The 17,793-nt window shown below is 43.2% G+C and carries 14 protein-coding genes; 8 read left to right on the forward strand and 6 right to left on the reverse strand.

The window, feature by feature from the left end; translation table 11 throughout:
* The first annotated feature begins 236 nt into the window (after positions 1-236).
* Together porV and ispF are read left to right on the forward strand one after the other, a co-directional pair.
* Positions 237-1,424, forward strand: coding sequence for a type IX secretion system outer membrane channel protein PorV (porV, locus tag ABIN91_RS21120; RefSeq protein ID WP_348053595.1), 1,188 nt, complete (start codon positions 237-239; stop codon positions 1,422-1,424).
* Between the two features lie 93 nt (positions 1,425-1,517).
* Positions 1,518-1,997, forward strand: coding sequence for a 2-C-methyl-D-erythritol 2,4-cyclodiphosphate synthase (gene ispF / locus ABIN91_RS21125; protein WP_348053596.1), 480 nt, complete (start codon positions 1,518-1,520; stop codon positions 1,995-1,997).
* A gap of 3 nt (positions 1,998-2,000) precedes the next feature.
* Here the strand turns inward: ispF and ABIN91_RS21130 are convergent, their stop codons facing one another.
* The 4 genes from ABIN91_RS21130 to ABIN91_RS21145 all read right to left on the reverse strand — a co-directional run bounded on the left by ABIN91_RS21130 (position 2,001) and on the right by ABIN91_RS21145 (position 5,632).
* Positions 2,001-2,471, reverse strand: coding sequence for an FKBP-type peptidyl-prolyl cis-trans isomerase (locus tag ABIN91_RS21130; RefSeq protein WP_348053597.1), 471 nt, complete (start codon positions 2,469-2,471; stop codon positions 2,001-2,003).
* A gap of 278 nt (positions 2,472-2,749) precedes the next feature.
* Positions 2,750-2,944, reverse strand: coding sequence for a hypothetical protein (locus tag ABIN91_RS21135; protein WP_348053598.1), 195 nt, complete (start codon positions 2,942-2,944; stop codon positions 2,750-2,752).
* A 23-nt stretch (positions 2,945-2,967) separates the two neighbouring features.
* The gene (gene aspS, locus ABIN91_RS21140) at positions 2,968-4,713 is read right to left on the reverse strand and encodes an aspartate--tRNA ligase (RefSeq protein ID WP_348053599.1); all 1,746 of its coding nucleotides are present in this window, start codon (positions 4,711-4,713) and stop codon (positions 2,968-2,970) included.
* Between the two features lie 118 nt (positions 4,714-4,831).
* Positions 4,832-5,632, reverse strand: a complete 801-nt coding sequence (locus ABIN91_RS21145) for a hypothetical protein (protein WP_348053601.1) — start codon at positions 5,630-5,632, stop codon at positions 4,832-4,834.
* Between the two features lie 449 nt (positions 5,633-6,081).
* Between ABIN91_RS21145 and ABIN91_RS21150 the strand changes: the two genes are divergently transcribed.
* From ABIN91_RS21150 to ABIN91_RS21175, 6 genes are all read left to right on the forward strand, one after another.
* Positions 6,082-8,472, forward strand: a complete 2,391-nt coding sequence (locus ABIN91_RS21150) for a TonB-dependent receptor (RefSeq protein ID WP_348053602.1) — start codon at positions 6,082-6,084, stop codon at positions 8,470-8,472.
* 32 nt (positions 8,473-8,504) lie between these two features.
* On the forward strand, positions 8,505-9,137 hold the full coding sequence (gene pnuC / locus ABIN91_RS21155) for a nicotinamide riboside transporter PnuC (protein ID WP_348053604.1): 633 nt from the start codon (positions 8,505-8,507) through the stop codon (positions 9,135-9,137).
* Positions 9,138-9,399: 262 nt separating this feature from the next.
* Positions 9,400-10,509, forward strand: a complete 1,110-nt coding sequence (locus tag ABIN91_RS21160) for an acyl-CoA dehydrogenase family protein (protein WP_348053605.1) — start codon at positions 9,400-9,402, stop codon at positions 10,507-10,509.
* A gap of 161 nt (positions 10,510-10,670) precedes the next feature.
* A complete protein-coding gene (gene pafA, locus ABIN91_RS21165) occupies positions 10,671-12,329 on the forward strand; it encodes an alkaline phosphatase PafA (RefSeq protein ID WP_348053621.1) in 1,659 nt (552 codons plus the stop codon).
* Between the two features lie 152 nt (positions 12,330-12,481).
* Positions 12,482-13,105 carry a thiamine phosphate synthase gene (locus ABIN91_RS21170; RefSeq protein WP_348053607.1) on the forward strand — a complete coding sequence of 208 codons (624 nt, stop codon included), beginning with the start codon at positions 12,482-12,484 and terminating at the stop codon, positions 13,103-13,105.
* Between the two features lie 197 nt (positions 13,106-13,302).
* Positions 13,303-14,943, forward strand: a complete 1,641-nt coding sequence (locus ABIN91_RS21175) for a S8 family serine peptidase (protein WP_348053609.1) — start codon at positions 13,303-13,305, stop codon at positions 14,941-14,943.
* 271 nt (positions 14,944-15,214) lie between these two features.
* On the opposite strand, the gene ABIN91_RS21180 is transcribed toward ABIN91_RS21175, so the two are convergent.
* Both ABIN91_RS21180 and ABIN91_RS21185 read right to left on the reverse strand, forming a co-directional pair.
* Complete coding sequence (locus ABIN91_RS21180) at positions 15,215-15,904, reverse strand: response regulator transcription factor (protein ID WP_348053610.1); 690 nt, start codon at positions 15,902-15,904, stop codon at positions 15,215-15,217.
* A gap of 7 nt (positions 15,905-15,911) precedes the next feature.
* Complete coding sequence (locus tag ABIN91_RS21185) at positions 15,912-17,789, reverse strand: HAMP domain-containing sensor histidine kinase (protein ID WP_348053611.1); 1,878 nt, start codon at positions 17,787-17,789, stop codon at positions 15,912-15,914.
* Positions 17,790-17,793 lie beyond the last annotated feature (4 nt).

The following is a 17,793-nucleotide window of genomic DNA, read 5'->3' on the forward strand; positions in this document are numbered from 1 at the left end:
AGTCCACAATCTTCAAGCAATCAAGCCAGTATAAATTAATTAGTCCTGCTAATATACATTAAACAGTTTAATTATTGTTTTTTTTAACAAATCCCATATTAATAACGTTAAAGCTCAAACTTATTATAATAATTTTATATTTAATTATGAGGGTGTTAAAATTAAATGGGCTACACAAAACGGTTACTTGGTAAATAAGTAACTATTAATTAAAAAATAAGTTCTAAATTACGGCGATGAATTTTTTCACCAAGCATTTTATACGGATAATATCGTGTTCGGTTACATTAACTGTTTGCAGCAATGCATGGGCACAATCTGTTGGTACAGGTGCAACAAGCACCAATGGTAGCTCGGTTAACGCTATTCCTACAGCCGTACCTTTTTTAACCGTATCGCCCGATTCCCGTTCCGGAGCTATGGGTGATGCCGGCGCAGCCCTATCTCCGGATGTGAACGCCAGCTATTGGAATCCCTCTAAACTTGCATTCTTGGAGGATAATAACGCCAATATTTCACTGTCATACAGCCCATGGCTGCGTCATTTATTACCCGATGTTAACCTTACCTACCTCAGTTTTGCTAAAAAACTGGATGATCGTAATGCCATAGGCGCCTCATTACGCTATTTTAACCTGGGCACTATAGAGCTATTTGATCAGTACCAAACCGCGCAGGGTACTTATCGCCCCAACGAGTTTTCTATTGACGGCACCTTCGCCCGTAAATTTGGCCAAGATTTTTCGCTGGGTGTAACCTTGCGCTACATCCACTCAAGTTTAAGTAATGGCGCTTTTGTTCAGGGACAGCAAATCAATGCCGCTAATGCCGTTGCTGCCGATGTATCTGTGTATTACAAAAAGAAAACCGAGCAATTTGGTAAAGATGCCGTTTTCGCCTTCGGAGCAAATATTTCAAATATAGGTACCAAAGTTGGTTATACCGATGGTGGCCAGAAGTATTTTTTACCTACCAACTTTAAATTCGGAGTAGCAAATACCTTAGATCTGGACGAATATAACCAGCTTACGTTAACACTTGATGTGAACAAGCTACTGGTTCCAACTCCACCCCTACGTGACTCCAACGGAAAGATCATATCCGGAAAAGATGATAATGTATCTACAGTATCGGGTATTTTCGGCTCAATGTTCGATGCTCCCGGAGGCTTGAGCGAAGAGTTTCAGGAGATCAGCTTTTCGCCTGCTGCCGAGTATTGGTACAACAAACAATTTGCCATACGCGCAGGTTATTTTTACGAAAACCCCAACAAAGGCAACCGCCAGTATTTAACTTTGGGCGCAGGTTTAAAATACGACGCGATTGTGTTCGATTTTGCATACCTTATTGCTAACCAAGCTCAAAGCCCTTTAGCCAATACCCTCCGTTTCACACTAAGCTATAAATTCGGGGGCAACAAATAACTATGAAACCATCATGAGCTAAGGCTCGCCAACCGGAATGATATTAATCTGGCTCATGATAGCTTCATCACCATTAAAAAACAAATTATTCTGATGAAAATTAAAGTAGGCTTTGGTTTTGATGTGCACCAATTGCGCAGCAATCATCCTTTTGTTTTAGGTGGTGTAAAGCTTGATCACCACTCGGGCGCTTACGGGCACTCCGATGCCGATGTTTTGCTTCACGCGATATGCGATGCCCTGCTTGGGGCCGCTAACATGCGCGATATTGGCTATCATTTTTCTAACACCGATGATCGCTGGAAAGGTATCAGCAGTGTGATCCTTTTACAAGAAGTGGTTAAGCTTATCGCCGGAAAGGGATTCACTATCGGCAACATTGATGCCATGGTATGCCTTGAAGCACCCAAAATAAACCCGCATATCCCGGCCATGAAAAAACACATTGCCGAAGCCATCAGCATCAGCGAAGAGGATATCTCTATCAAAGCCACCACCAACGAACAAATGGGCTTTATAGGCCGCGAAGAAGGTGTGGTAGCTTACGCCGTTTGTTTGATAGAGAAAGCCTAATAATTAGTTAGAACTCAATACATCAATAGTAAAAACTAATACCGAATTTGCTGGTATAGAACCCTTATCTGAGTTACCATAACCAAGTCCGGATGGTATGATCAGCAATATACGGCCACCAACTTTAACTAACGGAATTCCTATTGTCCAGCCCTGTATAACCTGATTTAAAGGAAAGCTACGGGAGCCTGTGCTTGCGGTTGTCTGGTCAAAAATACTACCATTTAATAATTTGCCAGTGTAATTTGCAGATACTGTTGAAGAGGCTGTAGGATTTACGCCCGTTCCCTGGGTAATAATTTGGTAATATAATCCTGACGCATTTTTGGTTACCGGAATATTATTGGTTTTTATATACGCTTGTATAGCCGCATCATCAGTAGCTGCTTGCGCAGCAGGATCAAAGGGTGTTTCTTTTTTACCGCAAGCCGATAAGAATGCGATAATTATCAGTAAAAAAGTATATTTTTTCATATAAGATTATAAGAAGAGATTAACTACGGCCACTTTTGATAAATCTCTTTACGATGCAAAAATCTAATCAGAACTATTTCATTATCGTCGGTATGTCTTAAACCAATTCGATAATTGCCTAATCTAATGCGATAAAGGGCTTTGTATCCGGTTAACTTTTTTAGATTGGTTATTAGTTTGCTAATTGTAGCTGTTTAACCGCTCAATGATTAAAAGCTTTATTTTACGATCATTAATTTTATTGGTGTCTTTTTGAAAGCTTTTATCAATTTTGACAATCATTCCAAGGATTTTAGAAATTGATCCGTATCTATCAACTCTCCGGTTTCACCTTGCTTTATAGCTTTCGCCATACCAATATCCTCAACTTCGTCTTTAGTAAGAAATTTGGCCTTTATACCCATTTTTTCTGCTATGCTTAATAAAAGCTGAATGTCCTTTTTAGATTCTCCTGATATTATAGCTGATTCCATAGCATAAAGATAACGAATAAAATTTATACCGTTGTTTTGATCTTCAACTCATTCAATTGCTTATCATCAATGGTTGATGGCGAGTCGATCATCACATCACGTCCCGAGTTGTTTTTAGGGAAGGCGATCACATCACGGATAGAATCCAGACCAGCGAAAATTGAACACAACCTGTCAAAACCAAAAGCGAGCCCGCCATGTGGTGGCGCGCCAAACTCAAAGGCATCCATCAAAAAGCCAAATTGCTTTTGTGCCTCTTCTGGCGAAAAACCAAGGTGTTTGAACATCAGCGCTTGCAATTCCCTGTCGTGGATCCGGATAGAACCGCCACCTACTTCAATACCATTGATCACCATATCGTAGGCATCTGCTCGCACAGCTCCCGGGTTGGTTTCAAGCATGGCAATATCCTGAGGCTTTGGTGATGTGAACGGGTGGTGCATAGCGTGGTAACGCTCTGTTTCCTCGTCCCACTCCAGTAAAGGGAAATCCAATACCCATAGCGGTGCGAATGTATTCTTGTCGCGTAAGCCTAAACGTGTACCCATCTCCAGGCGTAGTTCGTTCATTTGCTTACGTACTTTATCGGTCTGCCCGGCCAATACCAATACCAGATCACCCGGTTGGGTATCAAATGCTGCCGACCATTTTTTCAATTCATCTTCACTGTAAAACTTATCAACCGACGATTTTAAGCTACCATCCGCATTATGGCGAAGATAGATCAAGCCTGTAGCGCCAATTTGCGGGCGTTTTAACCATTCGGTTAATTCATCCAATTGCTTGCGGGTATATTCGGCGGCACCTTTGGCATTAATACCAACAACCAGTTCGGCATTATCAAATACGCCAAAACCTTTGCCTTTAACCAGATCATTCATCTCCACAAACTGCATCCCAAAACGCACATCTGGTTTATCCGACCCATACAAACGCATCGCATCCGCATATTGCATCCTCGGGAAATCGATCAGATCAATACCCTTTACGTTTTTAAACAGCGTGCGGGCTAAACCCTCAAAGGTGTTCAATATATCTTCCTGCGTAATGAAACTCATTTCGCAATCTATTTGGGTAAATTCTGGCTGGCGGTCGGCACGTAAATCCTCATCCCTAAAACATTTAACTATCTGGAAGTAACGGTCAAACCCGCTCACCATCAGCAATTGCTTAAATGTTTGCGGCGATTGCGGCAAAGCATAAAACTCACCCGGATTCATGCGGCTTGGCACCACAAAATCGCGCGCGCCTTCCGGGGTCGATTTGATCAGCACAGGGGTTTCAACCTCAATAAAGTTCAGGCCATCCAAATACTTACGCACTTCCTGCGCCATTTTGTGGCGAAGTATCATGTTGTTACGTATCGGCGCACGGCGCAGATCAAGGTAACGGTATTTGGCACGTAGTTCCTCGCCGCCATCGGTATCATCTTCTATCAAAAAAGGTGGAATTTTAGCCGCGTTCAATATCTCAATTTCGGCAACTACAATTTCTATCTCGCCGGTAGCAATTTTGGCATTCTTGTTTGAACGCTCAACAACCTTACCGGTAACTTTGATCACAAACTCACGGCCCAGTTCGCGGCTCACCTCGCGCATGGCATCGCTGGTTTCGGCATTAAATACCAATTGGGTTAAACCATAACGGTCGCGCATATCAATAAATGTGGTACCGCCCAAATCGCGCGATTTTTGTACCCATCCGCATAAAGTAACCGTTTGACCTAAGTGGCTGATGTTTAAATCGCCACATGTATGAGTTCTAAGCATAGTTATTCAATAAAAGTCTGCAAAAGTAACATTTTCTTAATTAGATGTGAGTATTGAGCTGTTAGATTTGAGACTTATCAATTTAAAGGGGGGAATAAGGGGGAATTTTTCAAAGCCATTACATCGAAGCTGAACTAAACCTTGATTTTACCAGGTACCTGTAATAAAAAGTAAACTTGTCTTTAAAAACGCCAAAACTGCCAAAAGCGCTCGCGAAAGCCTCATCAGCGGTATGCCCTTGTTTAAGTGACGCAACAATAGGGGTTAAATAATCCTTGTCCTGTATCACCAAAAAATAAAACACGCAAAAAGAAACCGCGTGCAATACCTTACCATTTGTGCTGGCTTTACTGTTCCAATCGGTATTGTTATCCATAAACAGCGCGTCAAAGTCAATCCCATCGCCCCAGGTTAGGTCTTTTATTTGTTTATTATAATCAAAATTAGGGGTATATATCAATTTCCTGTTTTCGTCTTCATCAATAAAACTCATTACGGTTGCGCTGCCCTCGGTTAACCACTTGGGCGCGTTGGGGTAATTATAACGCCAAAGGTTGTTACTAACTGATCGGAGTATAACGTGCATAAACGCTTCATTCTTAAAAACAAACGTCCGGTTTTGCTCGGCAGAGTACATGCCGTTGGTCAAATCTTTTAACCCGGTGGCTTTTACCGCCTTAACATAGGCCTTGTTTTTCCCGTAAATGCTGATTCTAATGCTAGCCGTATCGTTTAAATGTGTATTGAATATCTGATTATAAAACTGCCCTTCGTGCCTCACCATTTTGTTGAGGTATGATGTATCGGTTTCATTCACTTCGCAGCCTACGCTATCAATATGCAATATCTGCGCATGCGCTGCCAAACCGCAAAACATCAGTAAAGTCAAAGTATACTTAAAGGATAAAAGTTTACTCATGGGTAAATATGGGTATTTTCAAAAAGTAATGCGGGCTATCTTTAATTTAGGTTTAAACAATTAATGTTTTAAATGGCCTCTAACAAATATACAAAAAAGGCTCCAAAATTGCCAGTTTTAAACTAAATGGAAATCAAAATTTCGATTTCCAAAATCTAAACCTATATTTGCCACGTAATTCTCAAGGGGTGCCTTGCTTTGGAACGATAACACAAATTGCAAATTGTGTTAACCAAACTGAAAGACAGGCTGAGATCAAACCCATTGAACTTTGAGTTGAAAGTAAAAAGTTAAAAGTCATTTGTCTTTTCTCTTTGCTCCTTCTTCAAAAAGTCCATGCACCTGATCCGGGTAATGCCGGCGTAGGGAGAGGTAAAATAAAATAGTTAAGTGTACTGCGTGTTCACCCTGACGGGCAGATGGTTTAACTCAATTTAATTTAAAAACAATTGAAAAAATTATTATTAGCCATTACTGGCCTTGTGCTGCCTTTTTGGGCCGCGGCCCAGTTTTCCGTATCCGGAAAAATCACAGATCAGCGTACCGGCGAAACTCTGCCCGGCGCAACCATTAGTATCGATAATACCTACCTCAACGCGGTAGCCGATGCTAAAGGTAGTTACCTCATCAAAAACATCCGCTCGGGTAGTTACACCATCAAAGTAAGCTACGTTGGTTATCAGTTGGCGCATGTATCTATTAACTTAACTGCCAATTCAACACAAAATTTCGCCCTAAACAAATCAACCCAAGTTACTGACGAGGTTACCGTTAAATCAACCCGGGCATCAAATAATGCGGCAACGGCCTTCACTAATCTCAATAAAAAAGATCTCGAAAAAAACAATCTCGGTCAGGATCTGCCTTTCCTGCTTAATCAAACCCCATCGGTGGTGGTTACTTCCGATGCAGGTGCCGGAGTAGGCTACACAGGGATCCGTATCCGTGGCTCCGATGCAACCCGGACTAACCTTACCTTAAACGGTATCCCGCTAAACGATGCCGAAGACCAGGGAGCTTATTTTATTGATCTGCCCGATTTGGTTTCGTCTGTAGATAATATCCAGATTCAGCGTGGTATAGGTACATCAACCAATGGCGCGGGCGCGTTTGGGGCCAGCATTAACATGCAAACTACTACCCGCCGCGATACCGGCTATGCCGAGTTGAACAATACCTTCGGTTCATACAATACCCTCAAAAATACGGTGAGCATAGGCTCCGGATTGATAGATGGTAAGTTTAGTTTTGATGGCCGCTTATCGCGTATTAAGTCTGACGGGTATATTAATCGAGCTTCGTCTGATCTTAAATCTTACTTTTTGAGTGCTGCTTACTATGGTAAAAACACGCTCATCCGTGCCAACGTATTCTCCGGCTACGAAAAAACCTACCAGGCCTGGAACGGTGTTGAACAAACCATGCTCGCTAAAAACCGCCAGTACAACGAGCTTGGCCTCGAATCAAACGGAACGTTTTACAACAACGAAACCGATAACTACACCCAAAACTACGCGCAGCTATTGGTAACCCAAAAGCTATCGGATGTATTATCGTTTAACGGGGCCTTGCATTATACCCGCGGCTTTGGCTATTACGAAGAATATAAAAATGCCGATCCTGATTATAACCCTGTTACCAGCTACGGTTTAGACCCTGCCGTTGTAGGTGTTACCACTACCGATCTGGTACGCCGCTTATGGTTGGATAACGACTTTTATGGTTTGACTTACAACTTTAACTATACGCCAAAAAACAACCTCAACTTTGTTTTAGGTGGTGCCTATAACGAGTACAAGGGTCGCCATTATAATAACATACAGTGGAGTCAAGACAATCTGCACATCGGCCCTGATTACGAGTATTCCCGTAATAACGCTAAAAAAACCGATTTTAATATTTTTGCTAAAGCTGATATCAAAATTAATCAATTTACGCTTCTCGCTGATCTGCAATACCGCCATCTAAATTATTCTTTCCTCGGTTTTGATCGTAACCTGAACAATGTTCAGCAAGAAGCCAAACTCGATTTTTTCAATCCCAAGGCAGGTATAACCTACCAGATCAACACCAACAATAACGTTTACGCCTCATTCGCGATAGCCAATCACGAGCCTAACCGTAACGATTACACCAACTCTACACCCGATAGCCGCCCCAAACCCGAAAACATGAAAGACCTTGAAATAGGTTACCGGGCAAACTACTCTGGCTTTAACTTTGGCATTAACGGCTTTTTTATGGACTATAAAGATCAGCTGATCCTAACCGGCCAGATCAACGATGTAGGCGAATACATCCGTAGCAATGTAGCCGATAGCTATCGTTTAGGCGTTGAGCTGGATAGCAAACTGCGCATAATACCACAATTATACTGGGCGGCAACATTATCATTAAGCGCCAACAAAGTGAAAAACTTTAACGAGTTTGTAGATAACTACGATACCGGGGGCCAGGACGAAAACAAGTTTACAACTACCGATATCGCCTTTTCACCAAGCGTAGTAGCCTCGAGCGAATTCAGTTTTGCACCTGTAAAAGGCGGCGAAATTGCCCTGATCAGCAAATATGTAGGTAAGCAATATCTGGATAACACATCAAACAACACCCGTAAAATCGACGGTTTTTTTGTGAATAGTGCACGCTTGCGTTATGGCTTCAGCACCAAATCGGTAAAAAACATCGGCGTATCATTACTGGTAAATAACCTGTTTAGTACCCTCTATTCGGCCAACGGCTATACCTATGCTTACATAGAAAGCGCTAAACGTATTGATACCAATTACTACTACCCACAGGCCACACGCAACTTTTTACTATCACTTAGTTTAGCATTTTAACAATGAGCGCGCATCAGCTAATTCAATTGTTCATGGAGCAGATGAGGGGTACTAACTTAATAGGTTGGATAGCCGTTATCATGAGCATTGCCGAAGTTTTGCTTGCGCGGATAAATAATGTATGGTTATACCCAACAGGTATCATAGGTATCGTGTTGGGTATTTATCAACTCATGGAAGTTAACCTATACGGCGAATCGTTATTGAGTATATACTATTTAGTAATGAGTTTTTACGGTTGGTATTACTGGATAAAAAAGAAGGATGAACCACCCGTAAAAGTAACCTGGAGCACACCCGTCGAGTGGAGCGTTACAATAGCCATCACCTTTGCGGGATGGTTGCTGTTATACCTCATACTAAATCACGGCCTGGTATTTTGGAAATTCAATTTCCCGCCATCAACCGTACCCATCTGGGATGCCTTCGTATCATCAAGCGCCTGGGCGGGAATGTGGCTGCTTGCCCGCCGTAAAATAGAAAACTGGTTGTTACTCAATCTGTCCAACATTTTCGCTGTGCCGTTATTATTTTACAAACACCTGCCTCTGTTTGGCTTTTTAACCATCTTTCTATTCATCATAGGCATATGGGGATTTATTGATTGGATGAGGATATATAATAGAGAAAAGACAACAGAAAATCTCGTTAGTCAAACACCTTAATGCCTATTTGTACCGTTTTTGTCAGTAAAGCAGCTTCGGGAAAGTGGACAGAACGTGTAAGGCTGTGCGGCTGGAGGGCCTCCTGATTGTGCATAGCGCTGGCCTATGCAGCCTAAGGGGCACAAGCATTCAGCCGTGAGTTCTGCCCTCTGTGCGTGAAAGGCCTGTGCGGCACAGAAGCCTTTTTGCTGACTTGATTTTTTGGTTCTTTTGTATCAAGACAAAAGAACATATACAATGTTTAATCTATTCAATGAGTTCAATGCAAATCGAATCCCACCCATCAAACCAACTCCAACCCGAGCATATCACGCTCATCCGCGAAACAGCGACAGCGGCCGAACAAGCCCGCCAGCTATTGCCCGAGCAGTTAGAGTTGATCTATCAGCAGCAATGGTTCAAAATGCTGGTACCAAAACAATACGGCGGTTTAGAAATGGATCTGAATAGCGAAGTTCGCCTGATTGAAGCCCTGGCTTGGGCCGATGGTAGCTTAGGCTGGGTAATTACCTTATGTACCGGCGCAGGCTGGTTCGGCGGATTTCTGGACCCTCAATATGCCAAAGAAATATTCGCTAACCGCGATATTTGCCTTGCCGGAAGCGGAGCGCCAACCGGAACAGCCGCCATCACAGAGGAAGGATACCTGATCAACGGCACATGGCAATACGCCAGTGGAGCATTAAACACCACCCACTTTACCGCTAACTGCAACATCACCCAAAACGGAGAACCGGTTTTAAATAAAAACGGGGAGCAATTAATACGGCCCTTTGTATTTAAAAAAGAAGAAGTGAATGTAATATCTGCCTGGGCCTACAACGGCATGGTAGCAACCGGAAGCCATAGCTTTGAGGTTAAAGATGTAGTAGTTCCCGAGAAAAGAATATTCAAAATTGATCCATCAGCTATTAAAGTAAATAGCCCGTTATACATTTATCCATTCCACCAATTAGCCGAAGCTACACTGGCCGCCAATATCTCCGGCATGGCCATTCACTTTATCGATCTTTGTAAAGATACTTTCCAACAAAAGCGTATCAGCAAAAAACTGAACAACACCCAAAGTGCCGAACTTGACGAGGTATTAAACTGGTCAATGAGCCGAATGAACCATGCCCGCGCATCTTTTTATGATGATGTTGACCGCTCCTGGAAAAATTATGCCAGTAACGATCCGTTAAACCAGTCTGTAAACCTGCAAAGCGTAAGCCAGTCCAGCCGCAAGCTCGCCAAAAAAGCCCGCCAGATAGTTGATGAGCTCTTCCCCTACTGTGGCCTCGATGCCGCCCGCACCCAATCAGAACTTAACCGTGTTTGGCGCGATATTCATACCGCAAGTCAGCATAGTTTGCTAACGTTTTCTGTATAGCCCACAATTCAAAAGCATGGGCATGTGCGATTCCCCTCTTGAGAGGGGTGTGTCATTCGCCACGCGATATTCAATCCCCTCTCTTTAATCCTATCTTAACAATAAAATCACATTACAATTGAATCGCATTTCTGATATTTGAATTTTACTGATCACCCATGATGAAATTCAAATACCTACCCATCGCTTTAATAACAAGCTTAACGCTTACCGTATCTGCCCAAACAAAAAAAACTGTAACTGCCGCCCCAACACAGGTACCCCGCCCTAAATTAGTGATAGGCATTGTGGTTGATCAAATGCGCTGGGATTACCTGTACCGTTATTATGATCGCTATCAAACCACCGGTTTCAAACGCCTGTTAAACGAAGGTTTTAGCTGCGATAATACCAATCTGGATTATATCCCAACCGTAACCGCCGCCGGTCATAGCTGTATCTATACCGGTACCGTACCAGCTATACACGGCATAGCCGGGAATGATTTCATTATTCAGGCCACGGGCAAACCGATGTATTGCGCCGAGGATACTTCGGTGAGTACCGTGGGCAGCACATCAACCGCGGGGCAAATGTCGCCACGCAATTTGCTCACCACCACCATTACCGATGAATTAAGATTAGCCACCAACTTTCACTCCAAAGTGATCGGCGTAGCCTTGAAAGACCGTGGCGGAATTTTACCTGCGGGGCATTTAGCCAATGCCGCTTATTGGTTTGATGATGCAACCGGCAACTGGATCACCAGTACCTATTACATGAAAGACCTGCCTGACTGGGTTAAAAAATTTAACAACCTTAAACTTGCCGATAAATACATTAAACAGGATTGGAATACGCTGTACCCAGTAAACACTTATCTGCAAAGTACTGATAATAACAGCCCGCGGTATGAAGGCAAATTTAAAGGCACCGATGCCCCAACCATGCCGGTTAAAACGTCAGCATTAAATGCTAAAGACTTCGGCCTTATCCGCAGCACGCCTTATGGCAATAGCTTAACGCTCGATATGGCCAAAGCCATTATCGAAAACGAAAAAATGGGCAAAAATACCGTTACCGATTTTTTAGCAGTGAGCCTGTCGTCAACAGATTATGTTGGCCACCAGTTTGGTGTTAACGCCGTTGAAACCGAAGATACCTACCTGCGCCTTGACCGCGACCTGGGCAGCTTTTTTACCTATCTGGATAATACGGTAGGTAAAGGTAACTATACCGTATTTTTAACCGCCGACCATGGCGCGGCCCACAACAGCACTTTTTTAAGTGACCGCAATGTACCTTCGGGAATTTGGCCCGCATCCGACATTAAAAATAGTCTGAATTATTATTTGGCTAACAAGTATGGTATTAAAGGTTTAGTTATCAATCTGGGCAATTACCAGGTTAATTTCAATAACCCGCTTATCGCCGATAAAAAACTGAGCGAATACGCCATTAAACAAGATGCCATCGCCTTTTTACAAAAGCAAACTGGCGTAGCTTTCGCTATAGATATGCAAAACTCACGCGTGGCAAGCATACCCGAACAGTTACGCCTCCGTATCATTAACGGTTACAATACCGAGCGCAGCGGAGCCATCCAGATCATTTTAAAACCGGCCTGGTACGACGGGCATGGCCTTACAGGCACAACCCACGGCACCTGGAACCCTTATGATACCCACATCCCGCTGATATTTATGGGCTGGGGTATTCCACACGGCCATACCAATGCATCTGTACACATGACGGATATTGCACCAACCGTATCCGCCTTATTACACATCCAAACACCAAATGGAGCTATCGGGTTACCGATATTAGACATAGTTAAATAGTTTTAGTCGGGAAGACCGAAAGTCGGAAAGTCCGAAAGATGCATGTTTAGTGTTACCTTTCGGGCTTTTATTTTTTCATCTCATTACGATTTTCCTTTCGGAGTTAACAGACTTTCCCGACTTTCGGTCTTCCGGACTTTCGGACTCATGAAATGAAAAAATACGTCTCCCGTTTCAATTACCTCACGCAGGATCTGCCCAATCTTAGCCATGCCCAACAAACACAAATGGCTTGCCAGGCGGGCGTGAACTGGATACAGTACCGCTGCTTGAATAAGTCCGATGAGGAGATGATTCCCGAGATCCATGAAATAGCCTCCATCTGCGACGATTGGGGCGCTACGCTGATATTGACCAATCATTATCATTTATTGGACAAGGTAGATGCGCAGGGCGTTCACATCGAAGGCATGGATGCCGATCTATCCGCTATCCGCGATATCATTAGCGATGAGAAAACACTTGGCGCATCGGCAACTGATCTGGAGCGCATCCTATCCCTGCAACAGCAAGGCTTTGCGGATTATGTTGGCTACGGGCCCTTCGCGCATACCGATACTAAACCGAATGATTATCCATTACTGGGATTCAATGCTTATCGCGATCTGGAAAAACATCCGGTAACGATACCCATAATAGCGGTAGGCGGCATCCAACTCAACGATGCGGAAAACCTGATGCAAACCGGTATCGCCGGGATAGCCGTATCCGGAGCGGTAAATAATGCCATCGACCCGCAAGCCATGCTCAAAGCTTTTTACCAAAAAATATATTGAGTATCAAGATTTGACAACTTTTAAAAAGTTGTCAAATCTAAGCTAACCAATCAGCGGTCAAACAACTGCCGCTCCAACCTGTTAACTGTGCGGGAATCACTTTTAATAAAGTAATATTTCTGTATCAACACACTTAAATTTTAAAGTGAAAGTTTTATCTATGTTTGCTATCGTATAATTTGTAATACCAGTTTTTGATGATTCCTATTTCTCATAAAATTTACGGCTTTGTTATTGGTGCCGTTTTGTTGTTCGATATTTCAGCTTCGGCCCAATTATTACCGGCTACAACCGAAAAGCCATTACCCAAAAACTGGCACCAGCTGGATTATAAGCTTGATGGTTATTACGGCATCAGTTTAAAACAAGCGTACACCTTGCTTAAAGGCAAAAAAAGCAAAACCATTATTGTTGCCACTATTGATAGCGGTGCAGATACACTACAGCGCGACCTGAAAGACATCCTCTGGACCAACACCAAAGAAATCCCCGGTAACGGCATTGACGACGACCACGACGGTTATATTGACGATGTACACGGCTGGAATTTTTTAGGCGGCCCCAATGGTAAATGTGATTTTAACGAAACCACCGAAGAGGTACGTGAATACGCCAAACTGCGCAACAAGTACATGGGCCTAACCGAGGAAACCGCTACCGATAAAAAAGAATACGCTTACTGGCTCACCGTAAAAACCACCCGCGATTCTACAGTAGCGGGTTCGCAAAAAGATTATAAAGAAATGGCGCCTTTTGTAAATGCTTTGGTAACCACCAGCGCTATCATTAAGCGGGGTTTGCATATGGATGCCAATGCCGCCTTTACCTTAACCGATCTGAGTAAGTTTAAAACCACTGATGATGCTGAGATCCAAAGTCGCGACCTGTGGAAGATAGCCTTGCAGCAATCTCCCGAGTCTAACAGCAGCAAAATGATAAACGATTATACCGAAGAGTTTACCAAAGCCAATAACGATATCAGCCCCGATCTGGATGCCCGTAAAAATACGGTGGGTGATAACCCTGACGATGATACCGACCCGCATTATGGCAACAACCTGCTCAAGTTTCCGGATGCATCGCACGGAACGGGTGTTGCCGGTTTAATAGGCGCCAAACGTGGTAATGGCTATGGCATTGATGGCGTTGCCGATAATGTGCGCATAATGCCCATTAAAGCCGTGCCTAATGGCGATGAATATGATAAAGATGTAGCCAACGCTATCCGCTTCGCGGTAGACCATGGGGCGCGGGTGGTTAACATGAGTTTTGGTAAACGCCTGTCGCCACACAAAAACTGGGTTGACGATGCCTTTAAATATGCCGCCGCGCATAACGTGTTGTTAGTAATGGCAGCCGGCAATGATAACCAGGATGTAGACGCGCGCGTATCATACCCTAATGATGCTTTTGAAGATGGATCGGCAACCGATGCCGATAATGTGATCAACGTAGGTGCATCATCAGCCAAACGGAATGAAGAGCTTGCCGCCAAATTCAGTAACTATGGCAAAAAAAATGTAGATGTATTTGCCCCCGGCGTTAAAGTAACATCGATAGATAAGGATGATGAATTTAATACCGCCGATGGAACAAGTTTTGCCTCGCCAATAACAGCGGGTATAGCGGCTTTGCTATTAGAGTATTACCCAACGCTAAGCGCAAAACAATTAAAACAGATTATCTTAAAATCGGCCAAACCGGTAAACGTTATGGTTTTAAAACCGGGCAGCACCACACAAAAGGTTGATTTTACTACGCTATCAAAATCGGGTGGAATTGTTAACGCTTATCGCGCGGTACAGATCGCTTCGAAAACGGTGGGAGAGCTGAAATAAAAACTATCATTTTGAATGAGGTGCTAGATAGAAACCTTACCCATAATATCTTAATCTTTCATTCCCCTTTTGAGAGGGGGACGAGTTGGAAAGTGTAGTGGCAGGGGTGTGTCATTCTACGCACGACCGAGGAGATCGCATAAAGGACACCCCTCCGCCCCTCTCAAGAGGGGAATCGCACAAGGCCAATACTTTCACTCGCAATTGCACCATTAAAAACCGCAGGATTTTTTTAACCCGAAAGAATAGCCAGATTAAAAGAAACGCCAAATTAATTCACCAGCAATTTATATCCTTTACCATGTACATTAATGATCTCTACTTTGGGGTCTTCCTTCAGGTACTTGCGTATTTTACTTAAAAACACATCCATACTGCGGCCATTAAAGTAATTATCATCATGCCAAATGCTTAACAGGGCCTCTTCGCGGGTTAAAACCTCGTTTTGTTTAAGGCATAGCAGGCGCAATAGTTCAGCTTCTTTGGTGGATAGCTTTTGCAGATGATCGCCGTCCTTAATGATCTGGGTGGTGTAATCAAACTCGTATTTACCTACCGTAAAATGCGATAGGGTTTCGCCGGTTTCTTTGCCGTTATCGTTAACCCGTTTCAATAAAGCGTTAATACGCAAAAGCAGCTCTTCAATGCGGAAAGGTTTGGTAATATAATCATCGCCACCCAAATTAAATGCCTGGGTTTTATCCTCTATCATGGCCTTAGCCGTAGCGAAAATGATGGGTACCTTAGGGTTCATCTTTCTGATCTCTTTACCCAGCGTAAAGCCATCTTTTTTGGGCATCATCACATCCAGTATCAGTAAATCATAATTACCCTTGGTAAAGGCCCTGAGGCCTTCATCGCCATCTTTACAAAGTACCACATCAAACTTGCCTTTTAGCTGCAGGTAATCCTGTAGCAGCATGCCTAAATTCGGGTCGTCCTCAACAAGTAATATCTTCATTCAGTGGTTATTTATCAGGTGAAATTTCGCTAAACCTCAATTCAAATTCAGATCCCTTCTCTCTTTCCGATCTCACACTGATTGTCCCGTTAAGGCGCTTAACTATGGTATTTACATAACTCAACCCTAAGCCAAAACCCTTCACATCGTGCAGGTTGCCGGTTGGTATGCGGTAAAATTGTTCAAATATTTTAGCCTGCTGATCGCTGTTCATGCCAATGCCCTTATCGGCTACTTTAATAATGGCCTGGCCGTTTTTACTTAACGTAGATATGGTAATTTCTGGCTCTTCGTTACTGTATTTAATGGCGTTATCAATCAGGTTGTATATCACGTTGCTAAAATGCAGCTCATCAGCCTTGATCATCATTTCTTCGTCGGTCAAATTCAGGTCTATTTTGACATGATGTTTCTGCAATTTCAATTGCATGCTATCAAGCACCGTAGTAATCGTTTCGTTAACATCTATCAGCCTGATATCGAGCTTAAAGTCGTCCTTTTCAATACGGGCAATATTGAGTACGCGCTCAATATGGCTTCCTAAGCGTACATTCTCTTCGTAAATAATATTGGCCAGCTTGGCAACACGGTTTTTATCCTCGGCAATTTCGGCATCCTTTAAAGCCTCGCTGGCTATCATAATGGTTGATACCGGAGTTTTAAACTCATGCGTCATGTTATTGATAAAGTCGGTTTTCATTTCCGATACCTTCTTTTGCCTTAATATAGAGTAAATGGTGTACCCAAAACAGAAGATCAGCACAAAAAGCAAACCGCCTGTAGTAGCCATGGTAGCTGCCATACGGTTCAATATTACCGAGTTTTTTTGTGGGAAGGATACCTGGATCTTACCCGGGTCGTTAACGGCATTGTTAAAAATAGACCGCTGGTATGAGTTGCTGGCTAAAAATACGGGCTTCTCACCCTTGGTATCCAAAGCCTTTGAGTAAATGATAGAATCGTTACCCATATTGGCAACATCATAACTAAAGGGCAGGTCAATACCCTGGTTATGCAATTCAACACGCAGCAAGGTATCCAATATAAACTGGTTTATACGGTCTTTTAAAGGCACGTCGGCACGCCTGTACTCACGCTCAAGGCTGGCTATAACACCCGGCTTTTCGGGTAAAGCGTTGCTTTTATTAGGCGTATCCGCCGCTGCTATCTGCAATAAGCGTTGCACTTGTTTTAATTGCTGTACCTTTTTACGGCGCAGCATTTGCTGTTTTAACAGGGCCTGTTGCTGTACCCACAAAGGATTAAGCCGCGGTATTGATATTACCTGCGGACCGTAAAGTGGGTCAATGTAAACTTTGTGTACGGTATCAATATACTTTTTCTGCTTGCCTTTTAGTATCGTTTGCTCAAGCGGGTCAACCGTCCGTTGTGTTATTTGTGGTATAAAATTTTGGCTCACGTTGCCAAACTCGTCGGTATACTCTTCAACCTTTACCTGCAAGTTGAACCTGCCCCGTACCTCATCAAGCACGTTATCCATCATCAGGTGCTGGGCGCTGTCTTTTAGCTGGGCTATGCGGCGTTTGCGGCTTAACTTATTGCTGTCAATAGGTTTAACCCTTGTAATTATTTTATATTTAGTTAGGTTGTTTGATGGAGCTATTGTTAAATTATGCGGAGCGTACTTCGCGCTATCAACCTGCTTGGTAAACCTGAACTGGTTACTTTTATCTATCAAAAACTTGTTGGCATCCTGCGTAGTTATTCTGGACACCACATTGTTAAGCGCCTGGTTTACCGAACTATCAAACAGGCTTGATTGCAGGCTGTATGATTGGCGAAGGAAATAGAATTGCATAGCCATTACCCCCAACAGCGCAAATGCCATTAAGCCGGTAATTAGAACAATATTCTTTTTCTTCATCCTC

The organism is Mucilaginibacter sp. (assembly GCF_039921305.1).
In the GTDB taxonomy this organism is placed as follows: Bacteria; Bacteroidota; Bacteroidia; order Sphingobacteriales; family Sphingobacteriaceae; genus Mucilaginibacter.